At 33.0% G+C, this 17,720-nt stretch carries 17 protein-coding genes; 7 read left to right on the top strand and 10 right to left on the bottom strand.

Translation table 11 applies throughout. The features are described 5' to 3' along the window. Nucleotides 1–461 precede the first annotated feature (461 nt). From recA to Q0800_RS01775, 4 genes are all read left to right on the top strand, one after another. Complete coding sequence (recA, locus tag Q0800_RS01760; protein WP_299127075.1) at nucleotides 462–1,463, top strand: recombinase RecA; 1,002 nt, start codon at nucleotides 462–464, stop codon at nucleotides 1,461–1,463. Nucleotides 1,464–1,569: 106 nt separating this feature from the next. Continuing rightward, nucleotides 1,570–1,983: a hypothetical protein gene (locus Q0800_RS01765; RefSeq protein WP_299127076.1), complete on the top strand. Its 414-nt coding sequence runs from the start codon at nucleotides 1,570–1,572 to the stop codon at nucleotides 1,981–1,983. A 22-nt stretch (nucleotides 1,984–2,005) separates the two neighbouring features. Beyond that, complete coding sequence (locus tag Q0800_RS01770) at nucleotides 2,006–2,551, top strand: RNA polymerase sigma factor (RefSeq protein ID WP_299127077.1); 546 nt, start codon at nucleotides 2,006–2,008, stop codon at nucleotides 2,549–2,551. Beyond that, the gene (locus Q0800_RS01775; protein WP_299127079.1) at nucleotides 2,551–4,068 is read left to right on the top strand and encodes a hypothetical protein; all 1,518 of its coding nucleotides are present in this window, start codon (nucleotides 2,551–2,553) and stop codon (nucleotides 4,066–4,068) included. The genes Q0800_RS01770 and Q0800_RS01775 overlap by 1 nt, the downstream gene beginning before the upstream one ends. 53 nt (nucleotides 4,069–4,121) lie before the next feature. On the opposite strand, the gene Q0800_RS01780 is transcribed toward Q0800_RS01775, so the two are convergent. Continuing rightward, nucleotides 4,122–4,880: a lysophospholipid acyltransferase family protein gene (locus Q0800_RS01780; protein WP_299127081.1), complete on the bottom strand. Its 759-nt coding sequence runs from the start codon at nucleotides 4,878–4,880 to the stop codon at nucleotides 4,122–4,124. 103 nt (nucleotides 4,881–4,983) lie between these two features. Between Q0800_RS01780 and trpS the strand changes: the two genes are divergently transcribed. After that, complete coding sequence (trpS, locus tag Q0800_RS01785; RefSeq protein WP_299127082.1) at nucleotides 4,984–5,955, top strand: tryptophan--tRNA ligase; 972 nt, start codon at nucleotides 4,984–4,986, stop codon at nucleotides 5,953–5,955. Nucleotides 5,956–6,121: 166 nt separating this feature from the next. On the opposite strand, the gene dprA is transcribed toward trpS, so the two are convergent. Next, a complete protein-coding gene (gene dprA, locus Q0800_RS01790; RefSeq protein WP_299127083.1) occupies nucleotides 6,122–7,225 on the bottom strand; it encodes a DNA-processing protein DprA in 1,104 nt (367 codons plus the stop codon). A 107-nt stretch (nucleotides 7,226–7,332) separates the two neighbouring features. Here dprA and Q0800_RS01795 point away from each other — a divergent pair, with 107 nt between their 5' ends. Both Q0800_RS01795 and Q0800_RS01800 read left to right on the top strand, forming a co-directional pair. Further along, the gene (locus tag Q0800_RS01795) at nucleotides 7,333–8,262 is read left to right on the top strand and encodes an SPOR domain-containing protein (RefSeq protein ID WP_299127085.1); all 930 of its coding nucleotides are present in this window, start codon (nucleotides 7,333–7,335) and stop codon (nucleotides 8,260–8,262) included. Between the two features lie 104 nt (nucleotides 8,263–8,366). Continuing rightward, entirely contained in the window at nucleotides 8,367–8,876 is a 510-nt protein-coding gene (locus tag Q0800_RS01800; RefSeq protein ID WP_299127086.1) for an acyl-CoA thioesterase, read from the top strand. 380 nt (nucleotides 8,877–9,256) lie between these two features. Here Q0800_RS01800 and Q0800_RS01805 read toward each other — a convergent pair whose 3' ends face one another. The 8 genes from Q0800_RS01805 to atpG form a co-directional block, all read right to left on the bottom strand. Then, nucleotides 9,257–10,504 (bottom strand): peptidoglycan DD-metalloendopeptidase family protein, encoded by a 1,248-nt coding sequence (locus tag Q0800_RS01805; protein ID WP_299127088.1) that lies wholly within the window; start codon nucleotides 10,502–10,504, stop codon nucleotides 9,257–9,259. A 33-nt stretch (nucleotides 10,505–10,537) separates the two neighbouring features. Then, nucleotides 10,538–11,332, bottom strand: coding sequence for a DUF4292 domain-containing protein (locus Q0800_RS01810; RefSeq protein ID WP_299127090.1), 795 nt, complete (start codon nucleotides 11,330–11,332; stop codon nucleotides 10,538–10,540). A 77-nt stretch (nucleotides 11,333–11,409) separates the two neighbouring features. Then, a complete protein-coding gene (locus Q0800_RS01815; RefSeq protein WP_299127092.1) occupies nucleotides 11,410–12,768 on the bottom strand; it encodes a tetratricopeptide repeat protein in 1,359 nt (452 codons plus the stop codon). Nucleotides 12,769–12,917: 149 nt separating this feature from the next. After that, on the bottom strand, nucleotides 12,918–13,937 hold the full coding sequence (locus Q0800_RS01820; RefSeq protein WP_299127093.1) for a sugar phosphate nucleotidyltransferase: 1,020 nt from the start codon (nucleotides 13,935–13,937) through the stop codon (nucleotides 12,918–12,920). A gap of 134 nt (nucleotides 13,938–14,071) precedes the next feature. Further along, nucleotides 14,072–14,506 (bottom strand): dUTP diphosphatase, encoded by a 435-nt coding sequence (gene dut / locus Q0800_RS01825; RefSeq protein ID WP_299127095.1) that lies wholly within the window; start codon nucleotides 14,504–14,506, stop codon nucleotides 14,072–14,074. Further along, nucleotides 14,503–15,939 carry an oligosaccharide flippase family protein gene (locus tag Q0800_RS01830; RefSeq protein ID WP_299127098.1) on the bottom strand — a complete coding sequence of 479 codons (1,437 nt, stop codon included), beginning with the start codon at nucleotides 15,937–15,939 and terminating at the stop codon, nucleotides 14,503–14,505. Before Q0800_RS01830 ends, dut begins: the two co-directional genes overlap by 4 nt. Nucleotides 15,940–16,050: 111 nt before the next feature. Beyond that, a complete protein-coding gene (locus Q0800_RS01835; RefSeq protein WP_299127100.1) occupies nucleotides 16,051–16,581 on the bottom strand; it encodes a hypothetical protein in 531 nt (176 codons plus the stop codon). Nucleotides 16,582–16,761: 180 nt separating this feature from the next. After that, nucleotides 16,762–17,625: an ATP synthase F1 subunit gamma gene (atpG, locus tag Q0800_RS01840; RefSeq protein WP_299127102.1), complete on the bottom strand. Its 864-nt coding sequence runs from the start codon at nucleotides 17,623–17,625 to the stop codon at nucleotides 16,762–16,764. Between the last annotated feature and the right edge of the window lie 95 nt (nucleotides 17,626–17,720).

Here is a 17,720-nt window from a genome sequence, read left to right on the forward strand (position 1 = left end):
ACCACCAAAATGCTTCATAATTTAAAATCGCTTAAGCTAAAATTGTTAGATTTTAACTTTCTAGATTTTCATAGCAATTTTTTCCTTTTTCATTTAGTAGATACAAAATATGTAAAAGGGTTGCGTTAAAACTTTAAAAAAAAGAAAAAATACTGGTTACATAATGCCTTTGTACTAAAGTATGGCCAATAGAACAACTACTTTTATCTTCTTAAGACCCTCATTATCAATTAATTTACAACTCAATTAATACTTATGTACAACCTTAGTTTATATCAATAGACTTGTGCTTTAAAAAATATCATTGTGTCAATTTTTAATTAGACGTCATAATTCTTACAAGTTTCTTTTAGCTATTTAAACTTAAGACAAAAAAAGACAAAATGCTGGTCGTATTATCTTTAAAAAAGTAAAATAAATGGTATTTTTGAGGATACTATAAATACTAAAATTTAGAATAAATGAGTGGTGAAAAAGAAGCAAAATTAAAAGCACTTAAACTTACATTAGATAAGTTAGATAAGGCCTACGGAAAAGGAACGGTAATGAAAATGAGCGACCAAGCTATTGTAGATGTTGATGCTATTTCTTCTGGTTCGTTAGGCCTAGATATTGCCTTGGGTGTAGGCGGTTATCCTAGAGGTAGGGTTATTGAGATTTATGGTCCGGAATCTTCTGGTAAAACAACACTTACACTTCATGCTATTGCAGAAGCACAAAAAGCTGGTGGTATTGCCGCATTTATTGATGCTGAACATGCTTTTGATCGTTTTTATGCCGAGAAACTGGGCGTTGATTTAGAGAACTTAATTATTTCTCAACCCGATAATGGAGAACAAGCCTTAGAGATTGCTGACAATTTAGTACGATCTGGAGCTATTGACATTATTGTTATAGATTCTGTTGCTGCATTAACACCAAAAAGTGAAATTGAAGGCGAGATGGGTGATTCTAAAATGGGACTTCATGCACGTTTAATGTCTCAAGCACTTAGAAAATTAACAGCATCTATAAGTAAAACCAACTGCACCATGGTATTTATTAATCAGTTGCGTGAAAAAATTGGTGTTATGTTTGGTAATCCAGAAACAACAACAGGTGGTAACGCCCTAAAATTTTATGCTTCTGTTAGATTAGATATAAGACGTTCTACACAAATTAAAGATAGCAACAGCAATGTTATGGGTAATAAAACCCGAGTTAAAGTTGTAAAAAACAAAGTAGCACCGCCTTTTAGAACCGCAGAGTTTGACATTATGTACGGTGAGGGTGTGTCTAAAGTAGGAGAAGTTTTAGATTTAGCTGTAGAACATGATATTGTTAAGAAGTGTGGCTCTTGGTTTAGTTACCAAGACACCAAATTAGGACAAGGTAGAGATGCCGTAAAATCCTTAATAAAAGATAATCCGGATTTAATGGATGAGTTAGAAGAAAAGGTTAGAGCCATTATAAATGAAAATTAAAATTTGAACGCATTATAAAAAATCCTGATAATTCAGGATTTTTTTATTTTTTGACGCAACCCTTTTATAGTTTTTGCATCTATGTGATAATTGAAGAGATAATGTAATGAAACGAATTTTATTTTTTGCACTAATAATCACTGGTTTTTCTACATCTTGTAGTATTGAAGATGACAGTTCGGTAAATTTTTTTAATGAATTTATGGCCATAGAAAGTGTTGATGTGCCAGATGAATTTATCTTGGGAGAAGTTCATCAAATTGCTTTAACCTACAGCATACCTAATGATTGTTATACATTTAATAGTATTTTATTTGATGTTAATGGTGTAGAAAGAACAGTTGCTGTTGTAAACACTGTATACACAAATATAGATTGTAATGAAGTTACCGAGCCTGTAACTGTAAGTTTTGATTTTGAAGTGGCTTCTTCCGACACGCATGTTTTTAAATTTTATCAAGGAACCGATAGCCAAGGGCAAGACCAATATTTATTTGTAGAAGTACCAGTAGTAGAATAATTAATTATAAACCAATTCTAATGTGAGTTTAGATCAACTCATAAAAAACTGTATTAAACAAGATGCTAAAGCACAAAGCCAACTTTATAAACAATACGCAAGTAAATTGTTTTCGCTTTGTCTTAAGTATTCAAAAAATTATGCAGAAGCAGAAGACAATTTGCATGATGCATTTATAACTGTATTTAGTAAAATAAATCAGTACAATAATAAAGGTTCTTTTGAAGGTTGGCTGAAACGAATTGCTATAAACACAGCACTTCAGCGCTACAGAAATAACGTTGGTGTCTATGATATTGTTAATGAAGAAAACATTAAAGATGTCTCTGTAGATTTAGAAGATGATGAATTGAGTATAGATTTTTTATTAAAAATTATACAAGAATTACCAGACCGATATAGACTGGTATTTAACCTATATGTGCTAGACGGCTATTCGCATGTTGAAATAAGTGAGTTAATTAATATTTCAACAGGCACATCTAAATCAAATTTAGCGAGAGCCAGAATGATATTAAAAGATAAAATAGAGGTTTATAAAGCGAGTTTAAAATCGCAGTCTTTATAATGATGAAAGAAGAGAAAAATATAGATAGACTATTTCAAGAAAAATTCAAAGATTTTGAAGCTGCACCAAATGATGCTTTATGGAATCGTATTGATGCTAGTCTTTCTGAAAAAAAGAAAAAACGTAGAATTGTTCCTATATGGTGGAAAGTTGGTGGTGTTGCAGCCACTTTAGCTTTGCTTGTATCGGTAGGAATGGCAATGCTAAATTCTGAGTCTAACACCACCGATGAACCTGTAATTGTAGACACCAATAGCAACACAGAAACCACTAACGAAAACAGAGAGACTGTACCTTACAACAAAGATAGTACCCTTATAGAACAGTCTAAAAATATTAAGCTAGTTAATACAGATAATAACAAAGAAGATAGCACCGCAAAACCAAAGACTTCTAAAGAACAAATTGCTAATTCTAAAATAACGGTAAAGCCTAAGCAAAATGCGTCGTATTTAAAAACATATGTTCGTACGGATGGTAAGGCAAATGAAGTTTTAAATGCAACAACTAATAAGTCTTCACAAAAAAGCAATATAAAGGTAACAGATGTAGCTTCAAATAATAAAACGAATGCAGTAGAAAATAAAACCAACAGTAATACTCTTATAAAAAACAATACTTCTAAAGTTGCAGCCAACGCTAACGACACCAACAGATCTAAGGATTTAGACGAGGAATCTCTAGGTAAGATGAAGACTACTACTAAATCTTCTGAATTGGTTGTTGGTACTAATAAACAGTCTATTGAGGACGCTATAGTAGCTCAAGAAACTCATAATGAAAAAGAAGATGAACAAAACAGGTGGAGCATTTCACCAAATGTTGCGCCTGTTTATTTTGCCTCATTAGGTGAAGGCTCTTCTATTCATAATCAATTTAATAGCAACGCTAAAGGAAGCGATATTAATATGAGTTATGGTATTACTGGGAGTTATACTATTTCAAAAAAATTAAAAATTAGAGCGGGTATAAACAGAGTAGATCTTAATTCTATCACATCTAATGTATTAGCGTTTAATGATACGGCTTTAAGGGCTAGTACAACCAATACTGATGCACTAGGCAATATTAATTTTACATCTGGTAAGGCCGTTTCCTTAATCAGTCCTAATGTAATAAATAGGGTAAACACACCAGAAGTTTTTAATGCTAAAGTAACAGGTAATTTAGAGCAACGTTTTGGTTTTATAGAGGTACCTCTAGAATTACAATACCGTTTACTAGACAGAAAGTTTGGTGTCAACGTTATTGGTGGTTTTAGCACGCTATTTTTAAACCAAAATGAAATTTATGCAGATATAGATGGCAATACCTCATTAATAGGTGAGGCTAATAATATTAATGCTACAAGTTTTAGTGCCAATTTTGGATTTGGATTTGATTATAACTTGTCAAAACAATGGAATTTTAATCTTGAACCTCAGTTCAAGTACCAATTAAATACCTTCAATGACACCTTTGGTAATTTTAGACCTTTCTTCATTGGAGTTTATACAGGATTAAGTTTTAAGTTTTAGGTTAATTAAGTTATTGCACATTAAAGCAATGATGAATGCAATGATGACAAAAGCTACTCGTGGTTGGGTAGCTTTTTTTTATTTATAGTATTTAATTCATTTAATATAACATTTCTTGTTTTATCATTAAGTTGGTTAGTGTCGTCAATAGTTAAACCTTCTGTTTTAAAAAATTTGTGAATTTTGGCTTTCATCCGCCCAGGGCTGCCGCTAAAAAAAGTGTATGAAAATCGTGTTTTATTATCATAAAATGTCATTGGCACTACAGGAATTTGATGGTTAATCGCTAAACGAAAGGCACCGTTCTTAAACGTATCTAAAACAACCGATTCGTCTGGCACGCCACCTTCAGGGAAAATACAAATGCTTAAACCCTGTTTTAATCGTTTTTGAGCTCTTAAAAATACGGCCTGCCTGCTCTTAGCACTACTTCTATCAACCAAAATACAGGTACGTTTATAAAAGAAGCCAAACAATGGAATTTTGGCCAACTCTTTCTTACCAACAAAGACAAAAGGATTCTTAACCGACACCAACATTAGCATAATATCTGTCATTGAGGTATGGTTAGCAACAAACATATAGCTCTTTTTTGGGTCTGGTACTTCCTCTTTTTTTACCTTATAAGCAAAACCCATCCCAACTAAAATGATGGTAGCCCAAAGCCGCGCCAAACGGAAGAAAAAAGGATACCAGTGTTCTCGTAAAATTGAAATAAATAATATGGGAAATAAAACAATAATTGGCACAGTAACTAAGATATAGAACCAAATACGATATAAAATCCAAAAAGGGTATTTTAAAAACTTCATGAACTCAAAACTAGGAAAATAGTTCTAGTAAAAAAATTATCTTTGCTACCCAATTTAGAATAAAGTTTAATTTAATAAGATACCTGCTTTCGCAGGTAATGCTATGGCAAGAATACTAACAGGCATACAAAGTACAGGAACGCCGCACTTAGGCAATATATTAGGCGCAATTTTACCAGCAATAGAAAAGGCAAAGAACCCTTCTAACGATTCTTATCTATTTATTGCAGACTTACATTCTTTAACGCAAATTAAAGATGCCGAAACATTACGTGGCAACACATATTCTACAGCAGCAACGTGGCTAGCTTTTGGCCTAGATATAGATAAAACCGTGTTTTATAGACAGAGCGATGTACCGCAGGTAACAGAGCTATCTTGGTATCTCAATTGTTTCTTCCCATTTAAACGCTTAGAATTAGCCCATAGTTTTAAGGACAAGTCAGACCGATTAGACGATGTCAACGGAGGGCTGTTTACCTACCCTATGCTGATGGCTGCAGATATTTTATTATATGATGCAGAAGTTATACCTGTGGGTAAGGACCAGGAACAGCATATAGAAATGACGCGCGATGTGGCGTCGCGTTTTCATGCTAAAATGGGAGGTGAGACTTTTATATTGCCAAAAGCAGATATACAAAAAGACACCATGTTAATTCCGGGTACAGATGGAGCTAAAATGAGTAAGAGTAAAGGGAATACCATCAATATCTTTTTACCCGAAAAAAAATTGCGCAAGCAAATTATGTCTATTCAAACGGATAGCACTCCGTTAGAAGAGCCAAAAGATTGGAACACCTGTAACTGCTTTGCTTTATATAGTTTGTTAGCCTCAGATTTACAAGTTGCTGAAATGAAAGCAAATTACAACCGTGGAAATTATGGTTACGGTCACGCCAAACAAGCGTTATATGAATTGATATTAGAGCGTTTTGCCGAACCTAGAGAACATTATGATTATTATATGAATAATCTTGACGAAATTGATGCTGCTTTGGCTAAAGGTGCTGCTAAGGCTAAAGTTGTTGCTGATGCTGTATTGAAGCGTGTTAGGGATAAGGTTGGCTACTAGATTATGAAAAATGAGCTCGTCAGCCCAATATTAACGTTACTTTCTATGCTACTTGTTATTGGTTCTAGAATTGTTTCAACAAATAGATCTATGGCTATTATTACCTATTTAGCTATTATAGTTGCTTTCTTTTCCATATTCTACATATATAAAATATGTAAACACTCTAAATAACCTCAAACAACTTCCCAGGCAAAGGTCTAACCACACCTTTAAGTTCCATATTCAATAAAATACCTGCTAGTTTATAGGTCGGAATGTGACAATCTAAAGCAATAACATCTAGAAGTTCTTTATTGTTTGCTTTTAAATAATTATAAACCGTCTTTTCGTCTGTTTCAAGTTCTACAAACAACTGTTTTTGTACTGCTGGTTTGGTGTCATTTTCTAATTGCCAATTAAGCAGATATGGTACATCTAATGGATTAGATAATAAATGGGCTCTCTGAAATTTTATAAGATTATTACACCCTACACTCTGGCTATCCGTGGTTCGTCCTGGTACGGCAAAAACTTCTCTGTTGTAAGAATTAGCAATATCAGCGGTTACTAAACTCCCACCTTTTTCAGCAGATTCAATTACGATTGTGGCTTCACTAAGACCTGCTATAATTCGATTTCGTTTTAGGAAGTTATTTCTATTAAACGTATCTGTACTCCAAAAATCTGTGTAGAATCCGCCGTGTTTTTCAACATCTACTACATACTTCTTATGCACTTTAGGATAAATTTGATTGAGCCCATGTGCTAAGCAACCAATGGTTTGTAAGTTGTGTTTTATAGCTGTTTTTTGGGCAGTAATATCCGTACCATAAGCAAAACCAGATACTATTATTGGGTTATAAGGAGATAAAACTTCAACTAATTTTTCACAAAAGGCTATCCCGTTTGTAGTAATCTTTCGGGTGCCGACGATACTAATGATGGGTTGCTGTTCAATGTTAATATTTCCTGTTTGGAATAAAACCAGTGGGCCATCAATACAATGCTTTAAATTTTCAGGATAAGTGTCGTCTGTAAAATAGTGGGTAATGATATTGTTCTCTTTTATAAATCTTAGTTCGCGTTCGGCTTCCTCCAAATGAATTTTATCAAAAAGGCCACCAATGGTAATAGTACCAATACCATTTATCTTTAAAAGATGAGCTTTTTTTTCTTTTAAAACTGCTTCAGCAGAACCACAATGATTAATTAACTTTTTGGCAGTCGTGGATCCTATTTTTGGAACGTGCTGCAAGGCTAAAGCATAAATTAATTGTTGTTCTGTCATTTTAAAACATTGATTACAAACCTACAAGAAACTAAATTTTTCTGATGTTAATAACTAAATGACACTAAACTTTCATCACTTTTAAAAATTTTTAACTTTGCTCTTCTATGCAATTAGAATCTTACATAAGCGACCTTTTATACCGTTACGATTGTGTAACTGTACCAGGGTTTGGGGCGTTTTTAACAAGCCGTGAATCTGCAAAAGTGCATGATTCTACGCACACCTTTTATCCTCCAAAAAAGGTCTTATCTTTTAACGAGCAATTGCAAAATAATGATGGCTTATTAGCGCATTATATTGCTGAAATAGAAAAGATACCTTATGCTACATCTACAGCGAAAATAGCAAAACAGGTAAAAGCCGTTAAGTCATATCTTATTGAGGGTGAAACCATTCAATTTGAAAATATTGGTGAATTTACTTTAAATGCAGAAGGTAGAATGTTATTTACTCCTTCTACGCATATTAATTACCTTACAGATGCATTTGGGCTGTCTCACTATACATCAGTTGCTGTGACTCGTGAAGTTTATAAAGAAAATGTTATAGCCATTGAAGACACTACTCCTGTTGCATTAACACCACAGAAACGTGCAAAAAACAATTGGTTAAAATATGCCGCAACTGCTGTAATTCTTTTAGGGTTAGGTGGTGCTAAATATTACAGTAATACCATTGAAAATCATAACCAGTTAGCACAAAAAGAGGCTAATGCGCAATTAGATGCTAAAGTACAAGAAGCTACATTTGTGATTAGCAATCCTTTACCAGCTGTGACTTTAGCTGTTGAAAAACAAACTGGTAATTACCATATCGTGGCTGGTGCTTTTAGAATTAAAGCTAATTCTGATAAAAAAGTGTCTCAACTAAGGGCCAAAGGTTATAAAGCCAGAACAATTGGCAAAAATCGTTATGGTTTGCATGAAGTTATTTATCAAAGTTTTGATACCAGAACAGAAGCTCAACAAGCGCTTAATAAAATTCGTAAAGAACATAACCGTGACGCTTGGCTTTTGATTAAGAAATTAGATTAATCTTTTTGCACTTCGACTACACTCAGTGCGACATTTTCATAAATTAGTTTTTAAGTGTATCTACAATCTAAAATCCCTTTATCTTTGCAGAAATTTTAAAATTTATGCAACCTAAAACCGCATTTCAATCAAAAACTGTAGTCACTGACTTAGTTTTACCAAGTGAAACTAACCCTATAAATAATCTTTTTGGTGGTGAGCTATTGGCTCGTATGGATAGAGCTGCCAGTATAGCGGCAAGGCGTCACTCTAGGCGCATTGTTGTTACAGCATCAGTAAATCATGTTGCATTTAATAGATCTGTACCTTTAGGAAGCGTTGTAACTATAGAGGCAAAGGTATCTCGTGCATTTACAACATCTATGGAGGTGTACATGGATGTTTGGGTTGAAGACAGAGAATCTGGTGAATGTTTAAAAGCAAATGAGGCTATCTATACCTTTGTTGCTGTAGATGAAACAGGGAGGCCTGTAAAAGTACCAGAGCTTGTGCCAGAGACCAAATTAGAAAAAGACCGTTTTGAAGCTGCTTTGCGTCGTAAACAATTAAGTTTGGTTTTAGCAGGAAAAATGAAGCCTGCAGAAGCCACCGAACTAAAGGCGCTTTTTGAGTAAGGGATTCTGAAACAAGTTCAGAATGACAACCGACAATGGTAAAATTAAATTATCCACTACTTGCCATGCTAAATTTATTTCAGCATCTTAACCATCCTTTTCATAACATACAATTAAACGTTTTCAAATTTCTTAAGTCTTATCATTACACCAAACCTATTTAATGTTATAAGATATTTAGTTTACACTTTAGTTTTTGTTTTTGCACTAAGCTTTAGCTCTTGTCCTAAATGCGCTGTAGTAAAACAGCCGACAACGTTTACAGTAGTGAAGAAATTACCTATTAACTATAAAACCCTCCGTGATAAACGTAAGCGTTACTACTTTTTTAATGGCAAACATTACAGCAAAACCAGAAGTGGCTATGTATTAGTTAGGGGTTAATCTTTTACCAACCAATACTGTGGATTAAGTTTTTGCTTATCCTTAAACAGCCTAAAATCTAATAAACTTTCTCCTGTAGCTCTGCTACTAAAGACCTGGCCTATGACTTGGCCTGTTTCAATTTTATCACCAGACTTAACGTAGATTTTAGACAAATTATAATACACGGTAAAGTAATTTCCATGACTAATCATAACACCTGAATTTGCATTTTTAACTACAAATAATCTATGTACAGTACCTTTAAATACCGACTTAACTTCTGCATCTTTTTCTGTGGCTATTTTAATTCCAGAGTTATTTACCTCAACAGTATTATCAATTAAAGATCTTGTTTTACCAAACTTACTCTTTATAACACCTCTAGAAACAGGCCAACCTAACTTTCCTTTATTAGCTTCAAAACTAGACGCTAACTTTTTAGCTTCTGGTGTTAAAACAAATTTCCCTGTTGATGTCTTCTTACCTGCTTTTTTATTAGATGCTGCAATAGCCTCTCTAATTAAACGATTAATTTCGCGATCTAAGCGATCCGCTTCTTGTCGTTTCTTTTTAATCTGTGCGGCATATTTGCTCATATCTGCTTTAATGGAAGCCATTAATTCCTTGCGTTGTTTCTGTTCTTTTTGGAGTTGACGCTTTGCTATTCTATTATCTTCAATTAATTTTTGTTTATTCGCTTTTTGTTTGGATAACGCAATGTTTAATTCTTGCAACTCCTTGGTCTTAAGCTTAATTGATTCACCTTGTTCTTTTTGGTAATTAGCATACTGCTTAATGTACTGCAATCTTTTATAAGCCTGTTTAAAATTATCTGAAGACAATAAAAACATAACTTTACTCTGCTCGGATTTGCTCTTATAGGATTTTACAACCATAGCCGCATAGTCTTCTTTTAACTCTTGTAATTGCGTTCTAAGACTAGTTATTTCTTTTTGATTGGTGTTAATTTCTCTAGTGAGTAAATTTGCCTGTTCGTTAGTGATTCTAATAAGATTTTCTCTAACGTTTAATTTGTAATTAAGATCCTCAATTAAAGTTATAGCGGACTTTTCTTCCTTTTTCTTAACAGATAATAAGGCATTAATTTGACGTATTTCTTTAAGCTTTTGCTGACGTTGCGCCTCTAATTTTTTTTGTTTGTTGCTTTGGGCATTTAGGTTTATTGACGAGAATAGTAATGAAAAAATAAATAAAACGTAAAACTGTTTTTTCAATGTGTTAATATATGTGAGATTTCTCATCGTTTGGTCTTCTCGCTGTCTAAGAATAAATTATTATTTTATAACTATTTCTTTATACCCATTTGGAATTTTAAACGGAAAGCGAAGTTCCTCATTTAAACTTACGGATTTAAATTCCATAGTTACACTAACTTCATCAGCGCCTTCTACTGCAATTATCCTAAGGTCTTTAGGTAATACTTCGTTATCAACGTTTTGATAAGATGTGTAATCTATCTGAAGAATTCGCTTTTTTAATTGTTGAAATAACTGCAAACTATCCATCTTAAAATGTGTGGGATTAATTAAGTAAAACAATTCTAAAAGCGCACTTTGTTCTTTAGGCTGTAACGCATAAGAATTTTCATTGACGGATACAGAATGTGGTTGATCTTTTAAGTTAAAAATTGCCTGACCTAACAGTATATTTTGAACTTTATTAAAGTCTAAATCTACACCCACAAAATCGCTCAAAAGTTTATAATTGCCATCAAAGTATTCGTTACTTTGTTTGTTATAAAACATAACCTTATCTGGTGTTATCATTAAACGAACTAGTCCCAAAGGTGCATTTAACCATATTACATTATCTTTTTGCATTCTAAGGCTAAATGTTGCTCCTTGCGCTTTGTCTCCTTGGATTAAATCAATTCTTACCCTCGCTTGTAGTGTATTAAAATTAGCCTCACTTTTTTGATGTTGTTTAATCACCTGTTTTGCAGAAAGCTTATCACTTGCTTCGCCCAAAGCAATAACATCTTTGGTTGATTTACAACTTATAATTAACAATAAGATTGGAATAATATAGACAATCTTAAAAGTGCTTTTATTTTTAATTCTTATTATCATTTAAATTATGTTGAGATTCTTAGCTTACATACTTCTACAAACTCAAATGCCACACTCAGAATGACAAGTTGTATTTATTATTGATTTTTTAAAGCTTGTGCCTTTTTAGCAAACGCTTGGGATTTACTAATATTATTTTGTCCCTTATATGCTAAACTTAATTCTGAGTAGAAGTCAGCCTCCATACTTGGATTATCTATTAAAAAATCTAGTCCCATTTCTAAACTATCTATGGCTTTTTTATAATTTCCTTCTTTGTTATGGGCTACAGCATTTACCAAGTACAAAATGGGTTGTGCAGGATATAACTCTAGGGCGTCTTCACTATCTTTTACAACCGCTTTATAATCTTCTAAATCTAGTTGTAATAATAGAACGTCTTTAATCAGTTTAAAATCATTAGGATTCTGTTTAAGGGCATCTCTAAAGTTTATTAAGGCTTTAGCTTTATCGCCTGCTTTTAAATAATACTGTCCTAAATCGTTATGGGTTTGCGCATCTTTATTATCATCTACTAAAGCCATTATATCCACTAAATCTTTTTCGTATTGTGAATTTTTAGACACAAAATTTACAAAGTCTTTTAAGACTTTAGCCTTAGCATCTGCGTTTATTTGTGGGCTAGTCAATGCTATCTTTACTGAGTTAATGGCGTCTTTAACCTTAGCGTCTTGTAAATAAAATTTGTATAGCGCTAAATGTACAAACTTAGAATCTGGTTTAACTTTTAATAAATTCTGAGCTGCTTCATAGGCTTTATTTTTATTGCCAGATTGGCTATATCTGTAAATTAGCTTTAAATGGTTTTCTTCGTTATTAGGGTTATTAGTAATGCGTTGTTTTAAGTTTTCTATACGATCATCAGCATTGCCTGTAACCCTATAAATATCGTTTCTCATGGCGTCTCTAGCCTCACTTACACCAATGTCTGCATCGAGCTCATCTAAAAGCTCAAGCGCTTGCTTATAGCGTTTTTCTCTAACATATAATGTCGCTAAATCTTCTTTATAATCTGGATGATATTTAACGAGTTGTTTTATAGTTTTAATAGCATTATTAATATCGTCTTGCTGATAATATACGTCGTACAACTCATCTAAAAACCATTCGTTGTCTGGTTGCATGCTAATGGCTTTTTTGAGATTTTCCTCAGCAGCACCATAGTTTTTTAGTATATTGTAATTTTTGCCAAGTTCAAAATAAATAACGGGTGTTTTACTATCTAAATTGAGGCATTTATAAAGTGCATCTACCGCTCTTTCGTAATTTTCAATACCTTTTTGCTTTAAGGCTTCGAAAAAATGCTCTTGAAATTCGTCTTTTACATTTCCGAGATCGTCATCTGGCCGTTTATTAAAATCAACTTGTGCCATAACAAAGCTGGGTACTATGAGAAGTACTAATAAAATATTTCCTATTTTGTTACTCAATTTCATTTAAGATTCTTCGCTGTGCTCGGAATGCTAATTAACTTTCAAAAGTTATTCCAAACTTAAGCCTTATTTACTTTAAACAATTTTCATATGTCATTTCGACTACGCCCAATGTGACAGTATCAGAAATATTGGAATTTTGTATTTCTTTTTTATTCCAAAACAGAATAATCGCCTATACTAATCTTAGTAAAGTTACCATTGTATTTCACGAAATTACCAATCATGGCTTCGTCTAATTTAGCATTTTTGATACTTGTTTCATTTTGAATTAAGGTATTTTTAATGCTTGAGTTCTCAATAACACAATCTTTGCCAATAGAAACGTTTGGCCCAACAGAAGTATTACGTAAAATAGTTCCAGCGCCTATGAAACATGGCTCGATAATATTTGAATTTTCGACAACTACGGAATCATGCACCAATTGCTCTTTATTATCTGCTTTTAAAAAGCCTAACATTTTTGCATTGGTTTCTAAGGTTATGTTTTTGTTTCCGCAATCCATCCACTCATCTACAGTTCCTGTTTTAAAGATTTTACCATCTGCCATCATGCGCTTAATACCATCATTGATTTGGTATTCTCCGCCATTCATTATGTTTTCATCTAATACTTCTTGTAACTTAGCTTTTAGCTGAGCAACGTCTTTAAAATAGTAAATTCCTATGACGGCTTGGTCACTTACAAAGCGTTCTGGTTTTTCAACGAGCTCTACAATACTATCGTTTGCATCTAATTTTACCACACCATAAGCCTCTGGATTGGCTACGCGCTTGGTCCAAATAACACTGTCTGCCGATGGATCTAAATCAAACGCTGCTCTTATTAAAGTATCTGCATAAGCAATTACTGCCGGGCCCGATAAAGATGGTTTAGCACTCATAATAGCATGACCTGTGCCTAAGGGTTGGTCTTGCCTGTATATTGAGGCTTTTGCCCCTAAATCTTCAGCTAATTGTGTTAAACTCTGTACGACATCATCTCCAAACCAAGCTGGGTCACCTAAAACAAAAGCAACTTCTTCAATAGGTTGTTTTAAAACTTTAGCAATATCTTTTACTAAACGATGCACTATGGGTTGCCCTGCGACAGGAATTAATGGTTTTGGAACTGTTAAACTATGTGGTCTTAGACGCGAGCCTCGGCCTGCCATTGGTACTATTATTTTCATCCAAAAATTTATTTTTCGTTTCCACGAAAGTGGAAATCTTTTTAATATTAAGTTTTTATTGTTTTTCTATTCTAAAACACCTCTAAAGTCACCTCAAGGGGAAAATTCTAAAATTGCAAATCGTAATTCTGCAATCAAGAGGTTCCCGTACTTCCAAACCCACCTTCACCTCGCTCCGTAGATGTTAGTGCTTCTACCTCATCCCAATCCGCTCGCTCATGTTTAGCTATGACTAATTGCGCAATACGTTCGCCATTATTTATCGTAAAATCTTTATTTGATAGATTTACTAAGATCACACCTATTTCGCCTCTATAATCTGCATCTACTGTACCAGGTGCATTTAATACGGTTATCCCTTTTTTTGCGGCTAATCCACTGCGTGGTCTCACTTGCGCTTCGTAACCAATAGGTAATTCTATAAATAGTCCTGTGCCAACTATAGCACGTTCTAACGGTTTAAGAATTATAGTTTCAGTTGTATTAGCACGTAAATCCATACCTGCTGATGCTATGGTTTCGTAATGTGGTAAATGGTGACTAGATTTATTTATTATTTTTATTTTCATGCTTGATTCCTTTTTATAATCTGTTGTAGTTCCTTTCGTTCTAAAAAAGCTACTAAGGTGATAAACAGTAACAAAAATACTGTTCCTAAGCCTATATTTCTATCGAAATAATAATAAGTTATAAAACTCAAGGCTGTACTTATTATAAGATAAACACTTATTCTATTAATATCATATGGTACTGGATAGTATTTTCTCCCTAAAATATAAGAAATGAGCATCATTAAACCATAAGCAATTAACGTGGCGTAGGCACAAGCCATAAATCCGATTTTAGGAATAAATGTAATATTAAATGCAATAGTTATTGCAGCTCCTACTAAAGAAATATACATACCAAATCTTGTACGATCCGTGAGTTTATACCAAATAGAAAGATTATGATAAATCCCTAAGCACAGATTAGCTAACAATACTACAGGAACGATATCTAAAGCTAACAAGTAGCTTTCTTTTTTTATGAATAAAGGACGTAAAAGATCAATATAAACAACTACAAACATTAACCCTATAGCACCTACAATGGTAAAATACTTTAATATGGTAGCGTAGGTTTGTACTGCGTTTTCTTTGTCGGAATGGTTGAAGAAAAAAGGCTCAGCTCCCATTCTAAAAGCTTGTATAAACAAGGTCATAAAAACGGCTAATTTATAACAGGCACTATAAGCACCATTAATAAATTCACCTTCTATTTGTGGTAACATCCATTTGTCTAAATTTTCATTTATAACAAAAGCAAAACCCGCTATCATTATTGGCCAACCATAGTTTAAAAGTTGTTTTAAAATTTTGGTATCAAAGCTCCATTTGGTCTTAAAAAAGTAAGGCGTAACCAATATGAGAACCGCTATACTAGCAATGAGATTAGCGATGAATATATATTGGACATTGTTATTAACGTTAAACAGCCCTCTTAATTCAATTGATCCATAGGTTCTTGATAAGAATAAGATGTTTAGACCTACAATAATTAAGACATTAATTAATTTTATGAACGCAAACTTTAATGGTTTTCCTGTTACCCTTAAATAAGCAAATGGAATAACAATTAATGTATCTACAAGTGTAATACCTACTAATAGCGAATAAAAATCTGTATTTATTCTTAAAGTTTCTGAGATTGGAATTCTAAATACAAAAAGTAATAAACCAAAGATTAAGGTACTAGTAATAATGGTTATAATGGCGGTTGACAAAACACTATTTTTGGCTTTGTGTTTGCTGAAAAATCTAAAGAACGATGTTTCTATTCCGTAAGTAAGTATAACATTAAAAAATGCAGCCACTACGTAAAACTCTGTGTTTTCAGAATACCCTTCGTTTGGAAGTACGTCTGTATGTAATCGTACAAGAAGAAAGTTTATCAGTCTGGGTAGCACAATAGCTAAACCATAAATAATTGTGTCTTTAAAAAAGGATTTTAGTACGCTCAAACTGAGTATTGATATTAATTATCAAAAATATATAATATAAATTGGTCTCATGTAAATGAAACAAAAAAAGCCTCACTAAATAGTAAGGCTTCAACATAATACTTTTTTCATCTAATTATCATCCTCTTCATCTAATGATGCCATGTCAGAAGTCTTTTTTGATGTATAAATGGAAGGTGGACCATCTTCATAATAGGTTCCTGCTACTTCGTTTAACGATGTGATTTTATGATACTTTATTTGTCCGTTTTCACTATAGCTAATCACACATTCGGTATCTAATAAATCGAATGGGTAATTCTCTGTTTTTTCTGGTGTTTTAAAGGTGTATAACCGTGAAGGATTCTTTAGTACAGAGGTATACTTGCCGTCTTCTTTAATAAGTTTACCTCTTAAATTTCTAAAAAAGACCTCTTTTAGCGAAATATTATTTTTAGACGCTGAAATTGGAATGAATACATTAATGCCGGTTCCACCAACTTTGATGCCTGCATACCATTCTTGAAATGATATTGAATTAATTTTAAACGGAGTTTTCTCCTCAAAAGTTGTTGATGTTACTTTAATACTGGCACATTGAAAAAACGTAAGTATTGATAATACAAAAACTAAAGTATACACTGCTTTTTGAAAGTGTTTCATTATTAGTAGGTTAAAATTTGGTATGGCAAGATAGAAAATAAATTTATTTTGTCGGTAATTATTGTATTTTATCGACGAAATACAATAATCATATTAACCTCTTAAAATAAAAAACCCAACGCCATGCGTTGGGTTTTTATTAATCTAAGCTACTAAACCATTCTTTTAGTAGCGTAATTATTAATTATTTAAAGCTTCAGCACCACCAACAATCTCAAGGATTTCATTAGTAATTGCTGCTTGTCTTGCTTTGTTATAAGTTAATTTAAGCTGATCTCTTAACTCTGTAGCGTTATCTGTTGCTTTATGCATGGCAGTCATTCGTGCACCGTGTTCTGAAGCAAACGAATCTCTAATACCTTTGAATAATTGAGTCTTTAAGGACTTTGGTATTAATGTTTCTACAATTTCTTGCTTAGAAGGCTCAAAGATATAATCTAAATTAGGCTGCTTATCATCGCTCTCTACTGGTACAATAGGTAAAAACTGCTCGGTCATAACTATTTGCGTCGCTGCATTTTTAAAGCTATTGTAAACAAGTTCTACTTTGTCAAATTCACCCTCAATAAATTTATCCATTATCATTTGTGCTATTTCAGCAACATTATCAAAGGTTAAGTCATCAAATACTTCACTCTTGTTTGCAATTACATTGCCAGATTTTGAAAAAGCATCATTTACTTTTTTACCTATGGTTATAATAGAAACATCCTTGCTCTTATAAGTGTCTCCCAAAAGTATATTAACTTGCTTTATAATGTTAGAATTAAAAGCACCTGCTAATCCTCTATTAGAAGAAATAGCAACAATTAATACCTTATTAACATCTCTTTGATCAGCAAATTTACTTCCGTTATCTTCATCTAAAGTTGCACTTAAACTTTGTAACAATTCTGTTAACTTGTTTGAGTATGGACGCATAGCGGTAATAGCATCTTGTGCTTTCTTCAATTTAGCAGCAGATACCATTTTCATAGCACTTGTAATCTGCATCGTAGAAGATACGGAAGATATTCTATTACGTATTTCTTTTAAGTTTGCCATTTTCTCTTTTTTATCATTCTGAATTTAGTTCAGAATCTTCATATATCTAATTTGAGATCCTGAAACAACACTTCGACTGCGCTCAGTGTGACAGT

It is taken from the genome of uncultured Winogradskyella sp., from assembly GCF_937958655.1.
Lineage (GTDB): Bacteria > Bacteroidota > Bacteroidia > Flavobacteriales > Flavobacteriaceae > Winogradskyella.

Excerpts from the sequence above, each read along its gene's own strand:
- Q0800_RS01805 (WP_299127088.1), bottom strand. The coding sequence starts at position 10,504 with ATGAGAAATCTCACATATATTAACACATTGAAAAAACAGTTTTACGTT.
- Q0800_RS01775 (WP_299127079.1), top strand. The coding sequence starts at position 2,551 with ATGATGAAAGAAGAGAAAAATATAGATAGACTATTTCAAGAAAAATTC.
- Q0800_RS01820 (WP_299127093.1), bottom strand. The coding sequence starts at position 13,937 with ATGAAAATAATAGTACCAATGGCAGGCCGAGGCTCGCGTCTAAGACCA.
- Q0800_RS01800 (WP_299127086.1), top strand. The coding sequence starts at position 8,367 with ATGCAACCTAAAACCGCATTTCAATCAAAAACTGTAGTCACTGACTTA.
- Q0800_RS01835 (WP_299127100.1), bottom strand. The coding sequence starts at position 16,581 with ATGAAACACTTTCAAAAAGCAGTGTATACTTTAGTTTTTGTATTATCA.
- recA (WP_299127075.1), top strand. The coding sequence starts at position 462 with ATGAGTGGTGAAAAAGAAGCAAAATTAAAAGCACTTAAACTTACATTA.
- dprA (WP_299127083.1), bottom strand. The coding sequence starts at position 7,225 with ATGACAGAACAACAATTAATTTATGCTTTAGCCTTGCAGCACGTTCCA.
- trpS (WP_299127082.1), top strand. The coding sequence starts at position 4,984 with ATGGCAAGAATACTAACAGGCATACAAAGTACAGGAACGCCGCACTTA.
- dut (WP_299127095.1), bottom strand. The coding sequence starts at position 14,506 with ATGAAAATAAAAATAATAAATAAATCTAGTCACCATTTACCACATTAC.
- Q0800_RS01780 (WP_299127081.1), bottom strand. The coding sequence starts at position 4,880 with ATGAAGTTTTTAAAATACCCTTTTTGGATTTTATATCGTATTTGGTTC.
- Q0800_RS01810 (WP_299127090.1), bottom strand. The coding sequence starts at position 11,332 with ATGATAATAAGAATTAAAAATAAAAGCACTTTTAAGATTGTCTATATT.
- Q0800_RS01795 (WP_299127085.1), top strand. The coding sequence starts at position 7,333 with ATGCAATTAGAATCTTACATAAGCGACCTTTTATACCGTTACGATTGT.
- Q0800_RS01815 (WP_299127092.1), bottom strand. The coding sequence starts at position 12,768 with ATGAAATTGAGTAACAAAATAGGAAATATTTTATTAGTACTTCTCATA.
- Q0800_RS01765 (WP_299127076.1), top strand. The coding sequence starts at position 1,570 with ATGAAACGAATTTTATTTTTTGCACTAATAATCACTGGTTTTTCTACA.
- atpG (WP_299127102.1), bottom strand. The coding sequence starts at position 17,625 with ATGGCAAACTTAAAAGAAATACGTAATAGAATATCTTCCGTATCTTCT.